A 16,922-nucleotide genomic window follows, 5' to 3' on the forward strand; every position below is an offset into this window, starting at 1 on the left:
TTTGCGCAATGGATTGGGGAGGCTGGCAGAGTACGGTACACTTAAGGCATTGCTACTTAACATTGAAGCCCTTATGCGTCGTCTAACATTGTGGATGCTATTACTGGGTGGTTTCGCGAATGCGGCTGTTTCAGCCACACCGCCCGAACAGCCACCCGTCACCAGCCCGCGCCCCGTGGTGCAAAACGCCGATATCCGCCAGAGCGGTTTCGTCTATTGCGTGAACGGCATGGTGAATACCTTTAACCCGCAGAAAGCCAGCAGCGGCCTGATCATTGATACCCTTGCGGCGCAGCTGTATGACCGGCTGTTAGACGTTGACCCTTATACCTACCGGCTGATTCCCGAGTTGGCACAGAGCTGGGAAGTGCTGGATGACGGCGCAACCTATCGCTTCCACCTGCGCAAAGACGTGCCTTTCCAGACCACGGCGTGGTTCACCCCGACGCGTAAAATGAACGCGGATGACGTGGTGTTCAGCACCCAGCGCATTATCGATCCGCAGAATCACTATCACAGTGTCAACGGCGACGATTACCCCTACTTCGACAGTCTGCAATTCGCCCATGCGGTGAAAAGCGTCAAAAAGCTGGATGACTACACGGTGGAGTTCCGTCTGAACAAACCGGACGCCTCTTTCCTGTGGCATTTAGCCACCCACTACGCGCCGATTTTGTCCGCCGAATACGCCGATGATTTGCAGAAAAAAGGCAATGAGGAGCAGATTGACCGCCAGCCAGTCGGCACCGGTCCCTTCCAGCTAGGGGAATACCGCACCGGACAATATGTGCGTCTGGCGCGCAATGGCCAATACTGGAAAGGCGTGCCGCGCATGGCGCAGGTGGTGATTGATATGGGCGTCGGCGGCACCGGGCGCCTGTCCAAATTGCTCACCGGCGAGTGCGACGTGCTGGCCTATCCGGCGGCCAGCCAGCTCTCTATTTTGCGCGATGACCCGCGCCTGCGGCTGACCCTTCGTCCCGGCATGAACGTGGCTTATCTGGCCTTCAATACCAATAAAGCGCCGCTCAACGATCCGCGCATTCGTCAGGCCATCGCGCTATCGATTAACAACCAGCGTTTGATGCAGTCGATTTACTACGGCACGGCAGAGACGGCGGCGTCGATTCTGCCCCGCGCCTCTTGGGCTTATGACAGCAATGCCACGGTGACGGAGTACAATCCCGACAAAGCCCGGAAAATCCTCAAAGATCTTGGTCAGGACAAACTCACTCTGCGCCTGTGGGTGCCGACCGTCTCCCAGTCCTACAACCCTAGCCCGCTGAAAACCGCCGAGCTGATTCAGGCGGATTTAGCGCAGGTGGGGATCAAAGTGATTATCGTACCGGTCGAGGGCCGTTTTCAGGAAGCGCGCCTGATGGAGATGAACCACGACCTGACGCTGGCGGGCTGGGCAACGGACAGTAATGACCCGGACAGCTTCTTCCGCCCGATGCTCAGCTGCGCGGCAATTCGTTCGCAGACCAACTATGCTCATTGGTGTGATCCCGACTTCGATCAGCTGTTGCGCCAAGGGCTGCTGTCTCAACAGCTTTCCCAGCGCATCGAGTATTATCAGCAAGCTCAGCACATCCTTGAAGAGCAGCTGCCGGTGCTGCCGCTGGCCTCTTCTCTGCGCCTTCAGGCCTACCGCTACGACATAAAAGGGCTGGTGCTGAGTCCCTTTGGTAACTCCTCATTTGCTGGGGTATTCCGCGATATCGAAACCAAGGAAGCGCCATGATTATCTTCATTTTACGGCGTTTACTGCTGCTGATAATCACCCTGTTCCTGCTGAGCATGGTGGCCTTTAGCCTGAGCTATTTTACGCCGAATGCCCCACTGCGTGGCGCATCGCTATGGGATGCCTACCACTTCTATTTCACTGGCCTGTTCCAGTTTGACTTCGGGGTGTCGAGCATCAACGGTGAGAACATCAGCACTCAGCTCAAGGCGGTATTCCCGGCGACCATGGAGCTGTGCGTTCTGGCCTTCACGCTGGCTTTACTCGTGGGCATTCCACTGGGGATCACGGCGGGCGTGATGCGCGGGAAATGGCCGGACGTGGCGATCAGCACCCTGGCCCTGCTCGGCTTCTCCATTCCGGTGTTCTGGCTAGCCCTGCTGCTGATGTTGTTCTTCTCCCTCCAGCTCGGCTGGCTGCCCGTATCCGGGCGGCTGGATTTGCTCTATCAATTGAAGACGGTGACCGGCCTGACGCTGGTTGACGCCTGGCTCTCCGACTCGCCTTATCGCCATGAGATGATAGTCAGCGCCATTCGCCATATGATCCTGCCTATCGCCGCGCTGGCGGTGGCGCCGACCACCGAAGTGATTCGCCTGATGCGTATCAGTACCGACGACGTGCTGACCCAAAACTATGTCAAAGCCGCCGCCACTCGCGGGCTGTCGCGCTTCACCATTATTCGCCGCCACGTGCTGCACAACGCCCTGCCGCCGATTATCCCTAAACTCGGTTTGCAGTTCTCCAGCATGCTGACGCTGGCGATGATCACCGAAATGGTCTTTAACTGGCCGGGGGTTGGGCGCTGGATGATTAACGCCATCCGCCAGCAAGATTACGCCGCCATTTCCGCCGGGGTGATGATTGTCGGTAGCCTGGTGATTGTGGTCAACGTCCTGTCTGACATCCTTGGCGCATTAACCAACCCATTGAAACATAAGGAATGGTATGCCCTTCGATAACGTATACCGTGAAAAACAGATGCCAAGCCCGTTCCGCCAAATGTGGGGGATCTTCTATCGCGACACTTTGTCGATGATTGGCTTCTATGGCGTGTTAGGTTTGCTGTTCCTATGTGTTTTTGGCCACCTGCTGGCGCCTTATGCTCTGGACCAACAGTTCTTAGGCTCACAGCTGTTGCCGCCATCCTGGTCGCGAAACGGCAATGTGGCCTTCTTCCTCGGCACTGACGATCTGGGCCGCGATTTGCTGAGCCGTATTCTGACCGGCGCAGCGCCGACCTTTGGTGGCGCGGTGCTGGTGACCCTGGCGGCGGCATTCTTTGGCGTCATTATCGGCGTGCTGGCTGGCATCACCCGCGGGCTGAAATCGGCAATTCTCAACCATATTCTCGACACCTTGCTGTCTATCCCGTCGCTGCTGCTGGCGATTATCGTGGTGGCCTTTATCGGCCCGAAACTTGAACACGCCATGCTTGCGGTTTGGCTGGCGCTGTTGCCACGCATTGCCCGGACTATCTATAGCGCGGTGCACGACGAGTTGGAAAAAGAGTATGTCATCGCGGTCCGTCTGGACGGCGCTTCAACCTGGCAAATCCTGCGCTACGCGGTGCTGCCGAACATCGTGGCGGTGCTCGTCACCGAGTTTACCCGCGCCCTGTCCATGGCCGTGCTGGACATCGCCGCGCTGGGCTTCCTTGATTTAGGCGCGCAGCTGCCGTCGCCGGAATGGGGAGCCATGCTCGGGGATTCGCTGGAGTTGGTCTATGTCGCCCCATGGTCGGTGATGCTGCCCGGCGCGGCGATTTTGATCAGCGTGTTGCTGATAAACCTGCTAGGTGACGGTATGCGTCGGGCAATTAATGCGGGAGTGGAATAATGCCGTTACTCGATATCCGCAATCTGACCATTGAATTTATGACCTCCGACGGCCCGGTGAAGGCCGTTGATCGGGTCAGCATGACGCTCAGCGCGGGTGAGATTCGCGGGCTGGTGGGTGAGTCTGGTTCAGGCAAAAGTTTGATTGCTAAAGCCATCTGTGGTGTCACCAAAGATAACTGGCGCGTCACCGCCGACCGTATGCGTTTTGACGACATTGACCTGTTGCACCTGTCGCCGCGCGAACGCCGCCGCCTGATTGGCCAGAACATTTCGATGATTTTCCAAGAGCCGCAGTCCTGTCTCGATCCGTCCGAAAGCATCGGCAAACAGCTGATGCAGGCGATCCCCGGCTGGACCTACAAAGGCCGCTGGTATCAGCGTTTCGGTTGGCGCAAGCGCCGCGCCATTGAGCTGCTGCACCGCGTGGGCATTAAAGATCACAAAGACATCATGGCCAGCTTCCCCTATGAGCTGACCGAGGGCGAGTGTCAGAAAGTGATGATTGCCATCGCGCTGGCCAACCAGCCACGGCTGCTGATCGCCGATGAACCCACCAATGCCATGGAGCCAACCACCCAGGCGCAGATTTTCCGCCTGCTTTCGCGGCTCAATCAGAACAATAACACCACCATTTTGCTTATCAGCCATGACCTGCAAATGATGAGCAAATGGGCCAACCGGGTTAACGTGCTCTATTGCGGGCAGACGGTGGAGAGTGCCGTTTGCGAAGACCTACTGGTGGCACCGCATCATCCTTATACTCAAGCCTTGATCCGCGCCATGCCAGACTTTGGCCGCTCGCTGCCGCATAAAAGCCGCCTGAATACCCTGCCCGGCGCCATCCCTTCTCTGGAGCATCTGCCGGTGGGTTGCCGTCTGGGGCCGCGTTGCCCTTATGCGCAGAAGAAATGTATAGAGACACCGCGTCTGCGAGTGGTTAAGACTCACGCCTTCGCTTGCCACTTCCCGCTCAACATGGAGGAGCAATGATGGTTGAGACCCTGCTTGAAGTACGCAACCTGAGCAAAACCTTCCGTTATCGCACCGGCCTGTTCCGTAAGATGGACCTTGATGCCGTGAAGCCGGTGAGTTTTACCCTGCGCGAGCGGCAGACGCTGGCGATCATTGGCGAAAACGGCTCGGGCAAGTCAACGCTGGCGAAAATGCTCTCTGGAATGATTGAACCGACGGGCGGCGAGATCCTGATTGACGATCAGCCGCTGAACTACGGCGATTACCGTTTCCGCAGCCAGCAAATCCGCATGATTTTTCAAGACCCGAGCACCTCGCTCAACCCGCGCCAGCGCATCGGACAACTGCTGGAAGCCCCGCTGCGCCTCAACGGCGAGCTGGACGGCCCGCAGCGCGAGCAGCGCATCAATCAGACTCTGCGCTTAGTCGGCATGCTACCGGACCACGCCTACTACTATCCACACATGCTGGCCTCCGGGCAGAAACAGCGTGTCGCGCTGGCCCGCGCGCTTATCTTGCAGCCAAAGGTGATTATCGCCGATGAGGCGCTGGCCTCGCTGGACATGTCCATGCGTTCGCAAATCATCAACATGATGCTTGAGTTGCAGGAGAAGCAGGGTATCTCCTACATCTACGTGACCCAGCATCTGGGCATGATGAAGCACATCAGCGATCAGGTGATTGTGATGCACGGCGGTGAAGTGGTGGAGCGCGGCAACACCGCCGAAGTGCTGGCCGCCCCGCTGCACGACCTGACCAAAAGGCTGATTTCCAGCCACTTCGGTGAAGCATTAAGTGCTGACGCATGGCGACGGGATGGTGGAAAAAGCTAGATTAAATTTCATTGCCAGTGAAATTAAGTCAAAATTTGGATTAAAAAAGAACCGGCGGTAGATTTTTACTGGCCGGTTTTTTTATTCTCTGCCAGCAGAGAACCCCGCCTTATGGCTTTCTGTCGCGATTCCTTAGCTTTCTATTCTTTTTAGCTATTATTTATCGCTTAACATTATTTTATATGGCAACGCGTATCAGCAAGGATAGGGTCTGAAATTTTGCCTCATGCAAAGGACCCGATCATGGAACAACAGCGCCGAGCCGTTCATAACGGCTGGTATCACGAAACACAATCCAGTCAGCATGGTCATTTGCCGCATGACCCGCACGCTGCTCTTGTGCAAGATCGTTTTCTTCTTGGGCTAGATGCCCAACTCGACCCATCACTGCGTCGCCTTTTTGCCGAACATTCTGGCCTGCTGGAAGCTTCTCGCGCTGCTTATGACGCGCTTTTTCCGGAAAAAGTCGTTTTATCGCGCACTGAAACGCTGTCACTTTATGACCGTTTAAGCAGTGCGCTCACCGTCGCTCAGGTCACGGGGGTACAGCCACTTTGTAGCCATTACGCTGCCCGCCTCGCCCCGCTATCCAGCCCTGATGCCTCCCGTGAAAGTAATATCCGCCAAACCCACATTACCCAGTTCGCTCGCCTCTTGGCGACGCACCCGACGCTTATCACCCCGCCGATGCTGGCCCAGCTCACCGAGGTTGGCCTGAGCACCAAGGACATCGTCACCTTTACCCAATTGATTGGCTTTGTCAGTTATCAGGCGCGGGTATTAGCTGTGCTGGGCGCCCTGCGCGGGCGCGTGGCCGCCGTGCTTCCCGGGTTCCCGGCACCGGAGAGTGGCGCGCAAAACGGCTTCTCTTTGACTTTGCGCCAGTGGCAATCTCGCCTGCCGGAGGTGGATTTAGAAAAAGCTAACAAGTATCAGTTGGACGTGCTGGACCTGATCGCCCCTGACGCGCGCTCGTCGTCCTTCTACCGGCTTTTAGTGCAGGATGCCCCCTGTCTTAGTGAGTTTTCGGCCGTGTTCAATCACGTTATGCACGCGCGGGAGCAACATAAGGCCACGTGGCGCGAACTGGCGGCGGTCACCACTTCGCGCCTGAATGGCTGTTTATATTGCGCCAGCATCCATGGTCGTTTCTATCTTGAAGCGGGGGGTGAGAAAGGGCTTATTGAGTCGCTATTTGGCGCGGACAGCGATGTCGCCAAGACCGGGCTTTTAGCTCTAAAAGCGCCGTCGGATGCCGCGCCGGAGCAAGTCTTGTTGCATACCACGGCGGCGTTAACGCGCACGCCAGAACGCTTTAATGTCGAAGCTCTACAGGCCCTGTCCGATGCTGGCTACAGTGCGGCGCACTCTCTGGATATTCTGCTGACCAGCGCTCTTTTCGCCTGGTCAAACCGACTGATTCAGACGCTGGGTGACACCACAGAGCAGCTTTAAGACTCCGTTTCATCCCCTCGCTATTTTTAAAGCTACCGGCAGAGTTTTAACCTGCAGGTAGCTTTTTTGTTACAGCCTTTTCCCTTCATAACCGCTATAAGTCGTATTAATCTTATTTCCTAGCGAAAATTTAGTGTTAAAAAGTGAAGTAGATCACACTACAATCGCCGCCGCCTTTGTAAAGCCCCACCCCACACAACCCCACAAATACAATAAACTGGCTATAAAACCCTATGCGACGTTTATGCTTGGTTTATTCATTAAAAATCAAATACATTCACCATAAGAATTAATAAACCCCATACATTAGGTGGTGAAATTCTTAGTTTGTTATTTGAACGATATAATCATTTGATTCATGACAAAAACATAATTTTTAATTCTGCATAACATTTCGAACACAGTTTCATCAGCACGGGTCGGTTATATGTAACAGAACATGTCAAACTCCTTGCCTCGTTTACGAAGATAGGGAACATTACCCGCCGTCATCCCATCTTATAACAATGCAAAGGGTGCTTATTTCGCGCCACTTATGTGTCTCCTGTCGTTCAGGGCAGGGAGTGATAAACCGAGGTTCTAGTGTCAACAGCAAACAAAAACACATCCAAAGAAGAAAGCGTCAGTTTGAACGCTTTTAAACAGCCTAAGGCGTTCTACCTGATCTTCTCTATCGAGTTGTGGGAGCGTTTTGGTTACTACGGCCTGCAAGGGATCATGGCCGTCTATCTGGTCAAAATGCTTGGCCTAAGCGAAGCGGACTCCATTACCCTCTTCTCTTCCTTCAGTGCGCTGGTCTACGGTTTCGTGGCTATCGGTGGCTGGTTAGGAGATAAAGTTCTCGGCTCGAAACGTGTGATTGTTCTCGGTGCTATCGTGCTGGCGCTAGGCTACTCATTCGTTGCCTACTCTGGGCACGACATCTTCTGGGTCTATCTGGGTATGGCGACTATCGCCGTTGGTAGCGGTCTGTTTAAAGCAAACCCATCCTCATTGCTTTCAACCTGCTACGAAAAAGATGACCCGCGTCTTGATGGCGCATTCACCATGTATTACATGTCGGTGAACATCGGCTCCTTCTTCTCTATGCTGGCGACCCCTTGGTTGGCAGCGACTTACGGCTGGAGCGTGGCCTTCTCCCTGAGTGTGGTCGGTATGTTGATCACCCTGCTGAACTTCATGTTCTGCCGCAAATGGGTTAAGCGTCAGGGTTCTAAACCTGACTTCCAACCGCTGCAATTCAAAAAATTGTTGATGGTGCTGGTTGGGGTGGCAGCGCTGGTGTTTATCTCTAGCTGGTTGCTGCATAACCAAATGATTGCCCGTCTGGTGCTGGCAGTGGTGTCCGTGGGTATCATTATTGTCTTTGCCAAAGAGACTTTTGGTATGCAGGGCATTGCGCGCCGCAAAATGATTGTGGCCTTCATTCTGATGTTAGAAGCCATTGTGTTCTTCGTGCTCTATAGCCAGATGCCGACCTCTCTGAACTTCTTCGCTATTCATAACGTGAATCACGACCTGCTGGGCATTAACTTCCAGCCGGAGCAGTTCCAGGCGCTGAACCCGTTCTGGATCATGGTAGCCAGCCCGATTCTGGCAGCGATTTACACCAAAGTTGGCGACAAAATGCCAATGCCGCACAAGTTTGCGATTGGTATGGTGCTCTGTTCCTGTGCATTCTTGGTGCTGCCTTGGGGCGCAACCATGGCCAACGATCAGGGCATCGTCTCTGTTAACTGGCTGGTGATGAGCTACGCGCTGCAGAGTATTGGCGAATTGATGATTTCTGGTCTGGGTCTGGCAATGGTGGCACAGCTGGTTCCACAGCGCCTGATGGGCTTCATCATGGGTGCCTGGTTCCTGACCACGGCAGCGGCGGCGATCATTGCCGGTTATGTTGCAGGTCTGACTGCCGTTCCGGCGACTGACATCACAGACAGCCACGCTTCACTGGCGATTTACAGCCACGTGTTTATGCAAATCGGTATTGCGACCGGCGTGATTGCCCTGCTGATGCTGCTGACGGCTTCTAAACTGCATCGCATGACGTTGGATCGCGAAGATGATAACAAAGAGCACGAGCTAGAGGCTGCACGCTAAGCGACGTACTCTTTATGCAGATGGTTGACGAACGCCTCCCCAGGGAGGCGTTTTTTATTGCCTGAGCCTCAGCTCACATAGAAATCCGCCACCGCGCGGAACACCTGCCAGCGGTTTTTCTCCATCAACATCATGTGCGTCGCCTCGCCGATTTCCACCCAGCGCCTTTCCGGCGACGAGGTAAAAGAGGTGAAGTAAGACGTCATCAGCCGCAGCGGCACGTCGGCATCCCACTCGCCGTGAACCAGCAGCACCGGCCGGGTGATATCCTGCGGGCGATAAAAAGGTCGGTTCGCTCCCCAGTAGTCACGCACATCCTGAATCGTGCCGTTAACCGCGCGCAGCGTCGGTGGTTGGGTCTGCTGGCTTTGCGGATCTTCAGCCAGCGAGGCCGCTGCCCAGGCCTCAAACCAGCCTTCTGGGATCAGGTCATGGCGATGCGCCTCGGGCGCGGCGTTGACCCAGCGCGGCCTGCTCTCGCCCACCGCCACTCGCCGATAGGCTCCCAGCTGCCCGCCTTCGTCCAGCCGCGAGCCCTCTTCGTTCACCCACTGCGGCGCCAGCACCACCAGCCGATTCACCTTGTCATTATTCTGGCTGGTGTAGGCCGCCGCCACGCTGCCGCCCCACGACATGCCAAACACCTGTACTCGCTCCAAGCCCAGCTTTCTGCGCACCCAGTCCACCGCGCTACCCAAGTCACGCACGCCAGTTTCAGTGCCAAACAGCGGCGGGTTGTCGAGCGCCGGCGCGTCCATTTCCGCTGGGCGGGTAGAATGGCCGTAGCCGCGCACGTCGACGGCGTAGACATTCAGACCGCGCAGCGCCAGCGCATCCATAAAGGAGACGCCGTCCAGCCTGACGTCATACAAACTGCCGGAGGAGTAAGTCGCGCCGTGTACCATCACTAGGGTGTTGTCGGCGGTAAAGGCGTTTGGCGACGGCAGATATTTGCGGCGCAGGTGCAGGCTAATCCCCGGCGTGTCGCTATCAATCATCAGGGATTCGCTGTGGATCTCATCCACCCGCGCCTGACTGTCTTGTTGTGATTTCATCTTGTTGTTCTCAGTGATTAGGCTTGAAGAAAAGTCCATTGGAAATCATTTCCCCGCTGGGTGACGCGCCCCACCGAGCTGTCGGCGAAGTGGGTTGAAAACCACGTCACCTGATTTTCAGCCGCGTGGTGCAGCGCCCACAGGCGCGAGGCCCGCGCTGGCCCATCGAAACCGCAGTACATTGAATTCAGCTCTGGGTAGTAGACCTGTAGCGGATGGTGCAGCAGGTCACCGGCGAAGAAGGCCTCTTTCCCCTGTGACAAAATGCTGACCGACATATGGTCAATGCTGTGGCCCGGCGTGGGCGTATAGCGAATGCCCGCCAGCACTTCCCCGCCGCCTGGGGGCACCAACTGGAACTGCCCGGCGTCGATAATCGGCTGCACGCTGTCGGCAAACACCTGCCGATTATCCATGACCGCCGGGCTATCACTTTCGGCATCGCCATAGAAATCAGCTTCGGTCTGCGAGAAGAAATAGGTGGCGTTGGGGAATGTCGGCTGCCACTTGCCGTCCACCAGACGGGTGTTCCAGCCCACGTGGTCAACGTGCAGGTGGGTCAACAGCACATAATCGACGGACTCCGGCGTCACCCCCGCGCGCTCCAGCTGGGCGAGAAAGTCAGTCTGTAAATGGTGAAAAATGGGTTTGTTCCCGCGCTCTTTATCATTGCCCGACGCCGTATCCACCAGCAGAGTAAAGTTTGGCGACTGCACCAGCCATGCGTGGGTGCTCTGGATAAGCTTTCCCGTGGAGAAATCGAAGTTTTGTGGGCTGAGCCATTCCCGGTGCTGTTCTAGCGCCTCGGGCTGCCAGTCACCGGGAAATAACACCTCGGGAGCCGAGCCGGTCAGGGTTAACTCATCAAGGCGGGTTATCTTTAAATCGCCAACGTGGAACACAGAGTTTGAACGTTTCATTGCATACCTTCACTTGTGGAGTCAGTAAAAGCATCGTATAAACAGTAGAACCATTACTCAAATCGATACCAAGCATGAAGACTATCGACCATTTCAATTTACGCAATTTTGACCTGAATCTGCTGATTGCTTTCGACGCGATGATGGAAGAACTCAACGTCACCCGCGCCGCCGCCCGACTGAAGATCCAACAGCCGGCCATGAGCCACGCCCTGAAAACCCTGCGCATGCTGTTTGATGACGAGCTGTTTGTCCGCGTCGGGCAAGTGATGAAGCCGACCTCGCGGGCGATAAGCCTCGCCAGCCGGGTGCGCTCGGTGCTGCAAAAGGCAGAAGATGCCCTGTCCTTCAGCGAGCAATTCTCGCCACTCACCGAGCAGCGCACCTTCCGGCTAGGCTTCTCAAGCGAGCTGGAAGTGCACCTGCTGCCGGAGCTGATGGCGCATTTGCGCAAGGTGGCACCCGGCGTGCGGGTCATCGCCAGCTATGCCGGGCGGCAGACCCTGCACGGGCTGCTGGAGCGCGGGGAGATCGATTTGGCGCTGGGCTGCTTTGGCGAACAGGCCCAGTGGCATCGTAGTGAAGAGTTGTTCGCCGAAGAGCTGGCCTGCTGCTTCAATCCAGAGCTGATGCCCTTCGGCACGCCTTTGTCGCAGCATGACTACCTCAGCCAGCCTCACGCGCTGATGTCTTTTTCGGGTAACCTGATGGGCTGCGTCGAGAATGCGTTTAACCGCGCGGGAGCCACGCTGAATGCGGTATTTTCGGCACAGAACTTTTTGGCGCTGCTCTCCTTTGCTCAGCATTCGCCAGTATTGGTGACTCTGCCCAATCGCATCGCGCGCCGCTACTGCGCCATGTTCGGGCTGGTCTATTGTGAAGTGCCGCTACAGCTTGAAGTCTTCCCAAATTCGATTGTCTGGCCGGTGAATGCCGAGAACGATCCGGCGCTAGAGTGGTTAAGAGAGCAAATAAGGGCCGTTAATCAACGAATTGAATCCGCTGACGTCATGTTACATTAATGCGATAATGAGACGTTTCTATCTACGCTCGTCCCAGCAATAATTAGCCAAAGTCAGTTGCAATGTCATGTCGGATGCAGCGTTGCATCTTTTCTCCCAACGAATACCAGGAAGCCGTGATGGAAAAAAAGAATGTCCTGGATGAAGGGCGACAATTAAAACGACTTAATGCGGAAATTCGCCGCCAATCGCATATGCATAAATGGTTTGCCATGGTGGCGGCGTTAGATTGCGTGCTGGTTATTTTTTATGACCAAGATATGCGCAATATCGTTTTTTCCGCAGGCGTTTGTATTGTCTGCACCTATTTGTGGCTTAAAGGCCGCCGCCAGTCGCGCAAATATCGCCGCGAGTGGGACGAAAAGTATGGTCCGAAACCATAGCACTTAAGTGGTTGTTATATAGCCATATATTATGCCGAACAGCGCACTTAAGTCGTGATTATTGATTGAAATAGTCAATTTCAAAACAAGCGTAATCTTCCTACAACAATGTAGGCAATAATCAGAATTCTTAACGATTTTTAGGTCACTCTTATTTTGCGTTGGTCTTATTAAACGCCACGATCTTTTCATTTTCCGTTCAGGGTTTTTAACTCATGTTTACTGATATTGCGATATGCCAGGCAGTTCTCGACGCGCTTACCGAAGCGACCGTCTTGAAAGATGATCAGCGCAAATTGGTCTTTCTTAATCAGAAAGCCTGTGAGTTATTTGGCCGGCGGCGTGAAGATCTTATTGGCCGCGACGTCTCCTTTTTCACCGAAGAGAATCAGTCAGCGCGCCAGCGAGAGAGAGATATTGAAGTGCTGACCAGCGGCATTAAAAACGTCAGCGAAGAGATGTTGATTGATGCCAATGGCAAAATTCGCAATGTATTGGTGCGCAAATCTCGCGTCACGCTGGAAAGCCGCCACTATATTTTGACCTCTATTATGGATATTTCATTGCAGCGCAGCTCAGAGGCGCAAATTCGCTATTTAGCGCGCCACGACGTGCTCACCGGCCTGCCAAACCGCACTGCCCTGAATGAAGATCTCAGCCAAATCGCCGCCCAGCGGATGTACCGCCCCGAGCCTTACGCCCTTTTTCTGCTCAATCTGAATGAATTTAATTACATCAATGACACCTACGGCTATCAGGCTGGGGACGCCATTTTGTGTGAGTTTGGCCAGCGCCTGCGCAATGAGATTGGCAGCAGTGGCACGGTGTCGCGCATCGGCGGCGATGAGTTCGCCATTATTTTGCGCAATAGCCCGACGCATGAACAAGCCAATAATTTGGCGCTCGAGATTCTGGTGATGATGCGCCAACCCTTTAGTCTGACGCGCGCCAACCCGATGGTGACGCTCTCGCTGGGTATCGTCATGTTTGGTGCGGAAAATATTACCGCCGGTGAAATCATGCGCCGAGGCAATACTGCCCTGCTGGAAGCCAAGCAGCGCGGCAAAAATATGTTCTCGTTTTACTCCGAACTGCTGGATGCCAGCAGCGTGAGTAAGCGAATTATGGTCAAAGCGCTGGCGGAATCCCTCTCTCGCCAAGGGGATTTAACCTGCGTGTATCAGCCGATTTTACGCAGTTCCGATGAGAAAGTGGTGTGCGTCGAGGCGCTGGCCCGCTGGAATCACGGCGTGCTGGGGGCCGTCTCTCCGGTGCAGTTTATTGCGCTGGCAGAGGAAACCGGGCTGGTTATCCAGCTGGGGGAAATCATTCTGCGCCAAGCCTGTCAGGATATTCTGAGCCTCAGCGAGCTGAATTTGGCGATTAACGTTTCCGCCGTACAGCTGGGCGAAAGCAATTTTGCCGACCGAATTTTGACCCTGCTGGAAGAAGAAGATTTCCCGGCCAGCCGCCTTGAACTGGAGCTGACTGAAACCTCGGTGATGAATGCTAACTGCACCAGCCTGACCCATCTGGTTGAACTGCGGAAAGCCGGGGTGAAAATCTCTCTCGACGACTTCGGCACTGGCTATTCCAGCCTCAGTTTGCTGAAAGACATTTCCGTGGATAGCGTGAAAATCGACCGTTCTTTTGTTCAGTACGTCACAGAAGTGAATGATACTGCGGCGATTGTTTCAGCCGTTTCCCAATTGGGAAATAAGATGAAATTAAACGTCATTGCCGAAGGCGTGGAAAATCAGCTACAGAAAACATTTTTAATATCAGCGGGATGCTCACATCTTCAGGGCTATTTGTTCTCTCGCCCGGTGCCCATCGAGGTACTGCGCAGTTTGCTGGATAGCTCACTAAATATGCAAAACGAATCCTGATATTAGCCTGACAAATAACTCAAAACCCGCGATAAATTCTTTCAATTGGCGTCGCCCCCCGATCTCCTGACATGATCGCGGGTAATAATCACGCCGTCGAAGGAAGTAAATCATGCCATCGTTTTCAGGTATTTGGGTTCCGCTAGTCACACCTTTCCATCAGGGAGATATTGATTTCCCCGCTCTGCGCAAGCTTTGTGTTCATTTGCTGAAACAGGGGGTGGATGGCGTTGTGGTTTGTGGCACGACCGGCGAATCCCCGATGCTGACCAAAGACGAGCAGCTGCAAGTCCTCGATACCGTGTTAGAAATCGTGCCGGGTCATCAGGTGATGATGGGCCTGTCGGGCACTCACCTGCCGACCGTCAGAGCGATGCAGGATGCCATTCAGCAGCGCCCTGTTGCCGGCGTCTTACTGCCAGCCCCTTACTACATTCGCCCGTCACAGGCCGCCCTCAGCGCCTGGTTTACCGAGCTGGCTAACCACTCCAGCGTGCCAATCGTGCTGTACAACGTGCCTTATCGCACCGGAATTCACCTCGAGCTGGCCACCCTGCGTGAACTGGCCGCCCACCCGCGCATTGTGGCAGTGAAGGACTGCGGCGGAAGCTGGGACCTCACCTTGTCGCTGATTGCCGACGGCCAGCTTGACGTGCTGTGTGGCGAAGACGCGCAGATCCTCGCGACCCTCAGCCACGGCGGCACAGGGGCGATTGCCGCCTCTTCCCATTTGTACACTGATGAATTCGTGCGTTTGGTGGAAGAGGTGAAATCCTCCGATCTGGCCGCCGCGCGTCAAACCTTCTTCACGCTGTTGCCGATGATTCGTTTAATGTTCAGCGCGCCTAACCCGGCGGCGATAAAATACGCGTTATCCCTCTCCGGCATGATGCACAACGAGCTTCGCGCCCCGCTGCTGCCCGCGCCGGAAAGCGTAGAACGCGCAGTCCGTGACCACTTAAATCAGCATTCTCGCTAACATCACGATTCTGTCACTGACATTTGTCAGCGGTAGATCTAGGATAGCGGCAGCTTTATTTTTCCCGCGGCGCTGAGCCTTTTTTCACCTCAGGCCGCGGGTCTGCATGCTACTCAAGGTAACCTCACGGAGTCACTATGAAACTTTATTACAAACCCGGCGCTTGTTCCCTTTCTCCGCATATCGTTCTGCGCGAAGCCGGCCTGGATTTCAGCATCGTCAAAGTTGATTTGGCGACCAAGAAAACTGAACACGGCGATGACTTTTTTGCCATCAACCCTAAAGGCCAGATCCCAACTCTCGAACTGAACGACGGCACCTTGCTGACCGAAGGCGTGGCTATCGTGCAGTATCTGGCCGACCAGAAGCCAGACCGCAACCTGCTGCCAGAGTTTGGCACTATTGCGCGCTACCACGCGCTGGAGTGGCTGAACTACATCGCTACCGAGTTGCATAAAGGCTTCAGCCCGCTGTTCAATCCGAAAACGCCAGACGAATTCAAAACCGTCACCCGCGAAGCGCTGATGAAGAAATTCGCCTACGTCAACCAAGAGCTGCAAGGCCGGCAATTCCTGCTGGGCGCGCGCTTTAGCGTGGCCGACGCTTACCTGTTCACCGTGATGGGCTGGGCCAAAGCGCTGAAGTTTGATTTGAGCGCCTTCACTGACTTGAACAGCTATCTGGATCGCGTTGCAGCACGTCCGGCAGTTGACGCCGCGCTGACCGCCGAAGGCCTGAAGTAATAGACTAAGCCCTAAGCGAAACGCAATAAAAAGCCCCGCCCAGCAAGCACTGGCGGGGCTTTTTTACAATTTAAACGCAGCGAGAAATTACAGCTTTACCGCCGCAAAATGGTACTCTGGCGTGACCATCTTGTCTTGCGCTGCGACCACCTGAAGCTCATATTCGCCCATCGCATGGGTCGCTAACATCACCTCATAAACTGCGGCAGTGACGTGCTCCAAGGCTTTATCCAGAGCTTCGCCTTTCAGCAGGTTCACCAGCAGCAGGCCGCTGGTCAAATCACCGACGCCAACCGGCTGGCGCACGCCGAAATCCACCAGCGGGCGGTCGATGTGCCAAGCTTCTACGGCGGTCACCAGCAGCATTTCGAAACGGTCGGTGTGATAACCCGCGCGGCTCAGATGCTTCACCAGCACGATTTTCGGCCCTTTAGCAATCAGCTCGCGCGCCGAGGAAACGGCCTCTTCGACGTTGTGCACCGTGTGACCACTGAGCAGCTCCAGCTCGAGCAGGTTTGGGGCAATAATGTCGCAGTTCAGCAAAGCCTGATTGCAGTGGAACTCCGCCACGCCCGGCGCCACGATGCAGCCTTTCTCCGGGTGACCCATCACCGGATCGCAGAAATACCACGCGTTGGGATTGGCTTCCTTCACCTGACGGACAATCTGTAAAATGCTCTGGCCCTGCTCCGGGGAACCGATGTAGCCGCTAAGCACCGCGTCGCAATCCTTAAGACGGTCGATATCGGCAATGCCCTGAGCAATTTCAGTGAGATGGCTGGCTGGCATCACGCAGCCGGTCCATTTGCCATACTGGGTATGGTTGGAGAATTGCACTGTATTGAGAGGCCAAACGTTTGCGCCCATGCGGCGCATTGGAAATTCTGCAGCACTGTTTCCGGCGTGTCCAAAAACGGTATGCGACTGGATAGAAAGGATATTTTTCATGTGAGGTCCCGATACTGACGTCATCGGCGGATGGCGCA

The 16,922-nt window shown here is 55.1% G+C and carries 15 protein-coding genes; 12 read left to right on the top strand and 3 right to left on the bottom strand.

Annotated elements, in window-relative coordinates:
• The first annotated feature begins 73 nt into the window (after positions 1-73).
• The 7 genes from sapA to dtpA all read left to right on the top strand — a co-directional run bounded on the left by sapA (position 74) and on the right by dtpA (position 8,945).
• Positions 74-1,744 (top strand): ABC transporter substrate-binding protein SapA, encoded by a 1,671-nt coding sequence (sapA, locus tag ACT3RT_RS01080; protein ID WP_353502386.1) that lies wholly within the window; start codon positions 74-76, stop codon positions 1,742-1,744.
• The gene (gene sapB, locus ACT3RT_RS01085; protein WP_353502387.1) at positions 1,741-2,706 is read left to right on the top strand and encodes a putrescine export ABC transporter permease SapB; all 966 of its coding nucleotides are present in this window, start codon (positions 1,741-1,743) and stop codon (positions 2,704-2,706) included. The genes sapA and sapB overlap by 4 nt, the downstream gene beginning before the upstream one ends.
• Entirely contained in the window at positions 2,693-3,583 is an 891-nt protein-coding gene (sapC, locus tag ACT3RT_RS01090) for a putrescine export ABC transporter permease SapC (RefSeq protein ID WP_353502388.1), read from the top strand. Before sapB ends, sapC begins: the two co-directional genes overlap by 14 nt.
• A complete protein-coding gene (gene sapD, locus ACT3RT_RS01095) occupies positions 3,583-4,575 on the top strand; it encodes a putrescine export ABC transporter ATP-binding protein SapD (protein ID WP_353502389.1) in 993 nt (330 codons plus the stop codon). The genes sapC and sapD overlap by 1 nt, the downstream gene beginning before the upstream one ends.
• Entirely contained in the window at positions 4,575-5,390 is an 816-nt protein-coding gene (sapF, locus tag ACT3RT_RS01100) for a putrescine export ABC transporter ATP-binding protein SapF (RefSeq protein WP_034791080.1), read from the top strand. Before sapD ends, sapF begins: the two co-directional genes overlap by 1 nt.
• 243 nt (positions 5,391-5,633) lie before the next feature.
• Complete coding sequence (locus ACT3RT_RS01105; protein WP_396130458.1) at positions 5,634-6,845, top strand: CMD domain-containing protein; 1,212 nt, start codon at positions 5,634-5,636, stop codon at positions 6,843-6,845.
• Between the two features lie 582 nt (positions 6,846-7,427).
• Complete coding sequence (gene dtpA, locus ACT3RT_RS01110) at positions 7,428-8,945, top strand: dipeptide/tripeptide permease DtpA (RefSeq protein ID WP_353502391.1); 1,518 nt, start codon at positions 7,428-7,430, stop codon at positions 8,943-8,945.
• A gap of 68 nt (positions 8,946-9,013) precedes the next feature.
• Here the strand turns inward: dtpA and ACT3RT_RS01115 are convergent, their stop codons facing one another.
• Both ACT3RT_RS01115 and ACT3RT_RS01120 read right to left on the bottom strand, forming a co-directional pair.
• Positions 9,014-10,000, bottom strand: a complete 987-nt coding sequence (locus tag ACT3RT_RS01115; RefSeq protein WP_485901018.1) for an alpha/beta hydrolase — start codon at positions 9,998-10,000, stop codon at positions 9,014-9,016.
• 17 nt (positions 10,001-10,017) lie between these two features.
• Positions 10,018-10,920 (bottom strand): MBL fold metallo-hydrolase, encoded by a 903-nt coding sequence (locus tag ACT3RT_RS01120; protein ID WP_485901020.1) that lies wholly within the window; start codon positions 10,918-10,920, stop codon positions 10,018-10,020.
• 74 nt (positions 10,921-10,994) lie between these two features.
• On the opposite strand from ACT3RT_RS01120, the gene ACT3RT_RS01125 reads away from it, so the two are divergent.
• The 5 genes from ACT3RT_RS01125 to gstA all read left to right on the top strand — a co-directional run bounded on the left by ACT3RT_RS01125 (position 10,995) and on the right by gstA (position 15,936).
• Entirely contained in the window at positions 10,995-11,942 is a 948-nt protein-coding gene (locus ACT3RT_RS01125; RefSeq protein WP_485901022.1) for a LysR substrate-binding domain-containing protein, read from the top strand.
• A gap of 119 nt (positions 11,943-12,061) precedes the next feature.
• On the top strand, positions 12,062-12,325 hold the full coding sequence (locus ACT3RT_RS01130; RefSeq protein ID WP_353502395.1) for a hypothetical protein: 264 nt from the start codon (positions 12,062-12,064) through the stop codon (positions 12,323-12,325).
• A 215-nt stretch (positions 12,326-12,540) separates the two neighbouring features.
• Entirely contained in the window at positions 12,541-14,214 is a 1,674-nt protein-coding gene (locus tag ACT3RT_RS01135) for an EAL domain-containing protein (protein ID WP_496202384.1), read from the top strand.
• A 112-nt stretch (positions 14,215-14,326) separates the two neighbouring features.
• Positions 14,327-15,193, top strand: a complete 867-nt coding sequence (gene dapA / locus ACT3RT_RS01140) for a 4-hydroxy-tetrahydrodipicolinate synthase (RefSeq protein WP_353502397.1) — start codon at positions 14,327-14,329, stop codon at positions 15,191-15,193.
• A gap of 137 nt (positions 15,194-15,330) precedes the next feature.
• Positions 15,331-15,936 carry a glutathione transferase GstA gene (gstA, locus tag ACT3RT_RS01145; RefSeq protein WP_496202385.1) on the top strand — a complete coding sequence of 202 codons (606 nt, stop codon included), beginning with the start codon at positions 15,331-15,333 and terminating at the stop codon, positions 15,934-15,936.
• An 87-nt stretch (positions 15,937-16,023) separates the two neighbouring features.
• Here gstA and pdxY read toward each other — a convergent pair whose 3' ends face one another.
• Positions 16,024-16,884, bottom strand: coding sequence for a pyridoxal kinase PdxY (pdxY, locus tag ACT3RT_RS01150; RefSeq protein ID WP_496202386.1), 861 nt, complete (start codon positions 16,882-16,884; stop codon positions 16,024-16,026).
• Between the last annotated feature and the right edge of the window lie 38 nt (positions 16,885-16,922).

It is taken from the genome of Ewingella sp. AOP9-I1-14 (genome assembly GCF_052375995.1).
In the GTDB taxonomy this organism is placed as follows: Bacteria; Pseudomonadota; Gammaproteobacteria; order Enterobacterales; family Enterobacteriaceae; genus Ewingella; species Ewingella allii.